This is a genomic window from Streptomyces sp. NPDC054863, assembly GCF_053610825.1.
The window spans coordinates 1-6,882 of sequence record NZ_JBSGZD010000374.1 but is presented as its reverse complement, the minus strand read 5'-3'; the positions used below and the strand labels follow the sequence as shown (position 1 = coordinate 6,882).

Sequence of the window (6,882 nt, the reverse complement as noted above, 5' to 3'; positions counted from 1 at the left end):
GGGCAGCGCCGCAGGCGGGCCGCCCCTGTCCCGCCCCTGTCCCGCCCCTGTCCCGCTCCGGCCCCGCTCCGGCCACGAAGAGGCCCCTACAGCGTCGCCAGAAACCCCAACGCGACCTTCCACGTCTGCTCCGCAGCACCCTGGTCGAAGTCCGGCAGCTCCGCGTCGGTGTAGAGGTGCCCGGCCCCGGGGTACCGGTAGATCTCCACATCGGCCCCGGCCCGCTGCATCTGGAGGTACCAGGCGTTCAGCCAGTCGTCGGACTCGAAGGGGTCCGGGTCGGCGATGTGCAGCTGCACGGGCAGCTCGTCGGCCGAGACGCCCTCCGCGAGGTCCGAGGTGCCGTGCAGGAGCAGCAGGCCGCGGGCCTTCTCGTCGCCGAGCGCGAGGTTCTGGGCGACGGCCCCGCCCCAGGAGAATCCCGCGTACACCAGGCCCTTTTCGGAGTGCGGGGCCGCGGCCACCACGGCCCGCCGCAGCAGCTCCTCACGGCCGATCCGGTCCAGGATCGCCTGGCCCTCCTCGACGGTGCCGGCCGTTTGACCCTCGTACAGGTCGGGCACGTGCACCTGGTGCCCGGAAGCGCGCAGCCGCTCGGCGGCAGCGTGCACGGCCGGGCGCAGACCGTAGACGGAGTGGAAAAGAATGATGTCCATTCCGCAATCCTGCCAGCCAGCGCCGGAGTCACGAAGTCATGGAGAACGTACTGCGTCCGTTGATCGTGCTGGGCGGCTCGGTCGTGCTCACGCTGTTCCTCGGCTGGGTCGTCGACCTCGTCCTGCGCCGGGCCGACGCCCGCCACCACGAGACCCCGCTGTGGGGACTGCTGCGCCGCTGCCGGCCGCCCCTGATGGTCGTCCTGCTCACCGCGCTCCTGCGCGGGGCGTACGACCAGACCAGCCTCACCCTCGTCGAGGAGCACACGGAGGGCATCGGACGGGTCCTGTCCCTCGTCCTGATCGCCGCGACGGCGTGGCTGATCGTGCGGGTCGCCTCCACGGTCGTCCAGTCGTCGTACGCGCGATACGCCTCCCAGCAGTCGCGGGACGCCGCCCGGGTGCGCCGGGTACGCACCCAGGTCACGCTCATCATGAGGATCGTCACGGCGGTCGTCGTCGTCATCGCCGCAGCCGCCATGCTGATGACCTTCCCCAACATGCAGGCCATCGGGAAGTCGATGCTGGCGTCGGCGGGAATCATCGGCATCGTCGCCGGTGTCGCCGCCCAGTCCACCCTCGGGAACCTCTTCGCGGGCTTCCAGATCGCGTTCGGCGACATGGTGCGGATAGGCGACACGGTGGTCGTGGACGGCGAGTGGGGCGTGGTCGAGGAGGTCACCCTCACCTTCCTCGCCGTACGCACCTGGGACGAGCGCCGCATCACCATGCCCGTCTCCTACTTCACCAGCAAGCCCTTCGAGAACTGGTCGCGCGGCGGCGCGCAGATGACCGGCACGGTCTTCCTCCAGCTCGACCACAGCGCCCCGCTGCCCCTGATGCGCGAGCACCTCCGGGAGGTCCTCGCCCAGACCCCCTCCTGGGACGGCCGCGACTGGAGCCTGGCCCTCACCGGCACCACCCCGAACACGATCGAGGTGCGGATCGTGGTCACCGCGAAGGACGCGGACGACATCTGGACGGTACGGTGCGCGGTCCGCGAGCAGATGATCGCCTGGCTCTTCGAGAAGCACCCGTACGCCCTCCCCAAGGTCGCCACCTCGAACGCGACCCTCCCCCCGGACGGCCCGTGGACCGACCGGGGGCCCGTCGGCGGCCGCCCGCCGCTCGCCGCCGAGATCCACACCAACAACGCCGAGGTCCGCACCTCGGACGACGCCCCCGCCCCCGGCGCCGATCCCCGAACCGGCCGCGGCTGACCTTCAGCCCGTCCGGGCGTGCGAGGACACGGGCCCGTTGGGTCAGGGCCCGCCGCCCGGCACGGCTCCTCACCTCAGGCTGCGGACGTCCAGCATGTGCAGCACCCGGTCCACGACCTCCGGGTCGACGCCCGGCTCGTTGCGCGCCGCCAGCACCTCGTGCCGGGCGGCCGACATCATCTCCCGCTGGATGCGGGCCACCGCCTTCACCCGGCCCGCCCGCGTCGCGTACGCCTCGCGGCGTTCCTCGTCGACGATGTCGGGGCTGATCCGCGCCCCGATGTCGAAGGCGCCCCGCAGCAGCCGCTCGGAGAGGTCGTCGGGCAGCTCCTCGACCTCCTCGATCTCCTTCAGCCGCCGCTTCGCCGCCTTCGCGGCCCGTACCGCGAGGGTGTGCTCCAGGTCGCGCTCGGCGTCCGTGTCCGCCCGTACGCCCAGCTTGCGCACCAGCCAGGGCAGGGTGAGCCCCTGGAACACCAGCGTGGTCATGATCACGCAGAACGCGATGAAGAGAATCTCGTCGCGCGCCGGGAAGGGCTCTCCCGACTCCGTCTTGAGCGGGATCGCGAGCACCAGCGCCACCGACGCCACCCCGCGCATTCCGGCCCACCACATGACGACGGTCTCCCGCCAGGTCATCGGGATGTCCTCGTCCACGTCGCGCCGCTTGTGCAGCCGCTTCGCGAGCCAGGTCGCGGGCAGCAGCCACAGCAGCCGTACCCCGACGACCACGACCGCCACCAGCGCGCCCCAGCCGAGCATCTCGCCGAACCGCCCGTCCGCGAGCCCGAAGACGGAGTGCAGTTCCAGGCCGATCAGGCCGAAGGCGACCCCGGTGACCAGGGTGTCCACGATCTGCCAGAAGGTCTGCCCGGCGAGCCGCCCCTGCACGTCGTCGGCGTCGACGGCGTGCGAGGCGAGGTAGAGCGCCGAGGTGAGGACGGCCAGCACGCCCGACCCCATGAACTCCTCCGCGAGTACGTAACTGACGAACGGCACCAGCAGCGTCAGCCCGATCTGGAGCGTCGCGTCGCCGAGGTAGCCCATCAGCTTGTTGCTGATCCAGCCGAGCCCGCCGCCGACCAGGACGGCGACGACGGCGGACAGCACCAGCTCGCCCATGGCCGCGGGCCAGGAGAAGGTGCCGCTGACGGCCGCGCCGATGGCCACGTGGTAGAGCACGATCGCGGTGACGTCGTTGAAGAGCCCTTCGCCCTCCAGGATCGACACCAGCCGCCGGGGCAGCCCCAGCGAGCCCGCGACGGCGGTCGCGGCGACCGGGTCCGGCGGTGCGACGAGTGCCCCGAGCGCGACGGCGGCGGCGATCGGCAGCCCGGGCACGACGGCGTTGGCGACGGCCGCGACGGCCGCCGTGGTCACGAAGACGAGCGCCACGGCCAGCAGCAGGATCGGCCGGAAGTTGGCGGTGAACTGCCGCCAGGAAGTCCGCTGCACGGCCGCGTACAACAGCGGCGGCAGCACCAGCGGGAGAATGAATTCCGGTGGGATGTCCGGATTCGGTACGAAGGGGATGAGCGCGAGCACCACCCCGGCCAGCGTCATCAGCACCGGCGCGGGCAGTCCCAGCCGCTCCCCCAGCGGCACGGAGACCACCGCCCCGAGCAACAGCACGAACAGCAGCGCCAATTGATCCACGGGGGTGCCCTCCGGGCGACTCGAAGCGGTGATTCAAACGATGATCAAGGCCTCAAGCGTGCCACGAAGGGCGGCAAAACGTCACAGAAGGGTCCGCAGGCGGTCGTAAGGACCCGGTCCGGTCATACGGACACCGTGTCCGGCCGCCCGGACACCAGGTCCGGCCGCCCGGTCAGATCTCCCGGCGCATGGCCCTGTGCTCGATGTCCGCGTCCAGGAAAACCGGCCCGTACGCCGCGTACCCCAGCCGCTCGTAAAAACTCAGGGCGTGCGTCTGTGCGTGCAGGTCGATCGAGGTCAGGCCGCGCGTGCGCGCCGCTTCCTCGATGCCGCGCACCAGCGCCGCCCCGATGCCGAGCCCGCGCGCCGCCCCGCTCACGGCGAGCCGGCCGAGCGAGCCGACCTCCGGGCCGCCGCCCGTCCTCCCGGCCGCGTCGGCGCCGTACAGCAGCCGCCCGGTGCCGAGCGGCGTGCCGTCGTCGGCGATCGCCAGGACGTGCACCGCGCTCTCGTCGTACGCGTCGTACTCCAGCTCGGCGGGCACTTCCTGCTCGACGACGAAGACCTCCTTGCGCACCGCGAAGCACGCGTCGATGTCCTCGGCCCCCGCCGCCACCCGCACCGCGTACGCGGACAGGGTCACTCGCTCTCCGCGCGGATCACGTCCAGCGCGTGCTGGAGGTCGTCCGGGTAGGGGCTCTCGAACTCGACCCAGTCGCCGCTGCCCGGGTGCGTGAACCCGAGCCGCATCGCGTGCAGCCACTGCCGGGTCAGACCGAGCCGCTTGGCGATGGTCGGGTCCGCGCCGTAGGTCGTGTCGCCGACGCAGGGGTGGCGGTGGGCGGACATGTGCACGCGGATCTGGTGCGTACGCCCCGTCTCCAGCTTGATGTCGAGCAGGGACGCGGCACGGAACGCCTCGATGAGGTCGTAGTGCGTGACGGACGGCTTGCCCTCGGCGACCACGGCCCACTTGTAGTCGTGCTGGGGATGACGGCCGACGGGGGCGTCGATGGTGCCGCTCATCGGGTCCGGGTGGCCCTGCACGAGGGCGTGGTAGCGCTTGTCGACCGTGCGCTCGCGGAACTGCGTCTTGAGCGAGGTGTACGCGCGCTCCGACTTGGCCACGACCATCAGGCCCGACGTGCCGACGTCGAGCCGGTGCACGATGCCCTGGCGCTCGGCGGCGCCGGAGGTGGAAATGCGGTATCCGGCGGCGGCGAGGCCGCCGATGACGGTGGTGCCGGTCCAGCCGGGGCTGGGGTGCGCGGCGACGCCCACCGGCTTCACGATCACCAGCACGTCGTCGTCGTCATGGATGATCTCCATGCCTTCGACGTGCTCGGCGACGATCTGGACGGGGGCGACGGGGGCGGGCATCTCGACTTCCAGCCAGGCCCCGCCGTGCACGCGCTCGGACTTCCCGACCACCGCGCCGTCGACCTGGACCTTTCCGGCAGCGGCGAGCTCGGCCGCCTTGGTCCGGGAGAACCCGAACATCCGGGAAATGGCGGCGTCGACGCGCTCGCCCTCAAGGCCATCGGGAACGGGCAGGGTGCGGATCTCGGGAATCGTACTCACCCGTCGAGTATGCAGGACCGCACCGACAAGCCTTACCGAAAGTCGCCCCCGGCCCCTGCGCCTCAGCTCTTGTGCACGGTCCCGTCCGGGTCCAGGCCCCGGAACGACAGGATCACAATCAGGATTCCGCCGCAGACGACCGCCGAGTCCGCGAGGTTGAAGACCGCGAAGTGCGCGGGCGCGATGAAGTCGACGACCGCCCCCTCCAGGAAGCCGGGCGTACGGAAGATCCGGTCGGTGAGATTGCCCAGCGCCCCGCCGAGCAGCAGCCCCAGCGCGATGGCCCACGGCAGGCTGTAGAGCTTGCGCGCCAGCCTGGCGATCACGACGATCACCGAGGACGCGATGATCGTGAAGACGATCGTGTACGCCTCACCGATGCCGAACGCGGCCCCCGCGTTGCGGATCGCCCGGAGCTGCAGCAGGTCGCCGATCAGCGGGATCGTCTCGCCGCTCGGCTCCAGCTTGGCCACCACGAGCAGCTTGGTGCCGAGGTCGAGCGCGTAGGCGATGAGCGCGATCACGAAGAGGACCGCGAGCCTGCGCCTGCCCCGCCCGGCGGGCTTCGCCGCACCGTCGGCCGCCGGCTCGCCCTCGGCAGTGGCACCGGCCTGCGGCTCGGCACCGGTCTGCGGCTCGTCGTCGGCACGCGTCCCGGCACCGGCGCCGGGACGCGCCGCGCCACCGGCCGTCGGCTCTGCAGCCGTCCGCCCGGCGTCCGCCGTCTTCCCGGCAGCCGTCTCCGCAGCACCCTCGTCACCCGAGGACTGCTCCGGCCCGGCTCCCTCCACATCTGGCGTACCGATGATGCGCTCCGCCTCTGCCACGTCAGTCCCTCGCCCTCGTACCTGAATGAGCACGAGAGTACGGCACACACGTACGGACCCGGAGGGCCCGCGACGCCCGCCGCGCACCCGGAGCGGTGCGGCGGCCCCGGCCCGGAGCACCCGGGCGGCCCCTGTGCGCAGCCGCGCCCCGCACCCGCCCGGCCTGCGGCAGCACCCCGCCCGGTGCTGCCGGACGGACCGCGCCACCGCCTCCCGGGTGCGGCACGCCTGCCCGGCACGGCCGCGAGTACGGCACCGCGCGGCGGCCCTGCTCCGGCCCGGGGCCCACCACCGGGTCCGGGTCGCGGGCGCGCCCCGGCACGCCCGTCCGCACCGGGAGGACGAGAGCACCTCCGTCCGCCCGTACCGCGGCCCACCGGCCAGGCCCCGCCCGAACCGGCCCTAGTAGCGCCGCTCCTGCTTCTGCTTGCACTCCACGCAGAGCGTGGCGCGCGGGAAGGCCTGCACCCGGGCCTTCCCGATCGGCTTGCCGCAGTTCTCACAGATGCCGTACGTCCAGGCGTCCAGCCGGTCGCGGGCGCGCTCGGTCTGCTCCAGCATTTCGCGGGCGTTGGCGGCCAGGGACATCTCGTGCTCGCGGGTGATGTTCTTGGTCCCGGTGTCCGCGTCGTCGTCGCCCGCACCGTCGCCCGAGTCGCGCATCAGCCCGGTCAGCGCCTCCTCGGACGACACGATCTCGGCCCGCAGCCGCAGGATCTCGCTGTCGAGCTCGGCACGTGCCTCGGCGATCTCCTCCGGCGTCCACGGGTCCTCCCCCGGCCGTACGGCAAGCTCGCCCGGCACCACCGCCGTGTCGGCACGGGCCGTCGGCACCGTCTTCTTCCTGGCCGTCGTGGCCCTGGCCGTCGTGGCGCCGCCCGGACTCTTCTTCGCAACCACCGTCTCGGCTCCCGTCTCCGCGGCCTCGGCCGCCCCCTCGGC

General features: G+C 72.3%; 7 protein-coding genes. 1 reads left to right on the top strand and 6 read right to left on the bottom strand.

The window, feature by feature from the left end; genetic code table 11:
* Positions 1 to 86: 86 nt before the first annotated feature.
* Positions 87 to 656: a dienelactone hydrolase family protein gene (locus ACWGIG_RS35535; RefSeq protein WP_453325832.1), complete on the bottom strand. Its 570-nt coding sequence runs from the start codon at positions 654 to 656 to the stop codon at positions 87 to 89.
* Positions 657 to 694: 38 nt separating this feature from the next.
* Here ACWGIG_RS35535 and ACWGIG_RS35530 point away from each other — a divergent pair, with 38 nt between their 5' ends.
* Positions 695 to 1,876: a mechanosensitive ion channel family protein gene (locus tag ACWGIG_RS35530; protein ID WP_453325831.1), complete on the top strand. Its 1,182-nt coding sequence runs from the start codon at positions 695 to 697 to the stop codon at positions 1,874 to 1,876.
* 69 nt (positions 1,877 to 1,945) lie between these two features.
* On the opposite strand, the gene ACWGIG_RS35525 is transcribed toward ACWGIG_RS35530, so the two are convergent.
* From ACWGIG_RS35525 to ACWGIG_RS35505, 5 genes are all read right to left on the bottom strand, one after another.
* Positions 1,946 to 3,532 (bottom strand): Na+/H+ antiporter, encoded by a 1,587-nt coding sequence (locus ACWGIG_RS35525; protein WP_453325830.1) that lies wholly within the window; start codon positions 3,530 to 3,532, stop codon positions 1,946 to 1,948.
* 172 nt (positions 3,533 to 3,704) lie between these two features.
* The gene (locus ACWGIG_RS35520; protein WP_453325829.1) at positions 3,705 to 4,175 is read right to left on the bottom strand and encodes a GNAT family N-acetyltransferase; all 471 of its coding nucleotides are present in this window, start codon (positions 4,173 to 4,175) and stop codon (positions 3,705 to 3,707) included.
* Entirely contained in the window at positions 4,172 to 5,113 is a 942-nt protein-coding gene (locus ACWGIG_RS35515; RefSeq protein ID WP_362414843.1) for an RluA family pseudouridine synthase, read from the bottom strand. Before ACWGIG_RS35515 ends, ACWGIG_RS35520 begins: the two co-directional genes overlap by 4 nt.
* 62 nt (positions 5,114 to 5,175) lie before the next feature.
* Entirely contained in the window at positions 5,176 to 5,940 is a 765-nt protein-coding gene (gene lspA, locus ACWGIG_RS35510) for a signal peptidase II (protein WP_453325828.1), read from the bottom strand.
* A gap of 402 nt (positions 5,941 to 6,342) precedes the next feature.
* On the bottom strand, positions 6,343 to 6,882 hold a 540-nt coding region (locus ACWGIG_RS35505), incomplete at its 5' end, for a TraR/DksA family transcriptional regulator (protein ID WP_453325827.1).

What these genes read in the sequence shown, in the direction of transcription:
- ACWGIG_RS35530 (WP_453325831.1), top strand. Translation starts at nt 695, where the DNA reads ATGGAGAACGTACTGCGTCCGTTGATCGTGCTGGGCGGCTCGGTCGTG.
- ACWGIG_RS35535 (WP_453325832.1), bottom strand. Translation starts at nt 656, where the DNA reads ATGGACATCATTCTTTTCCACTCCGTCTACGGTCTGCGCCCGGCCGTG.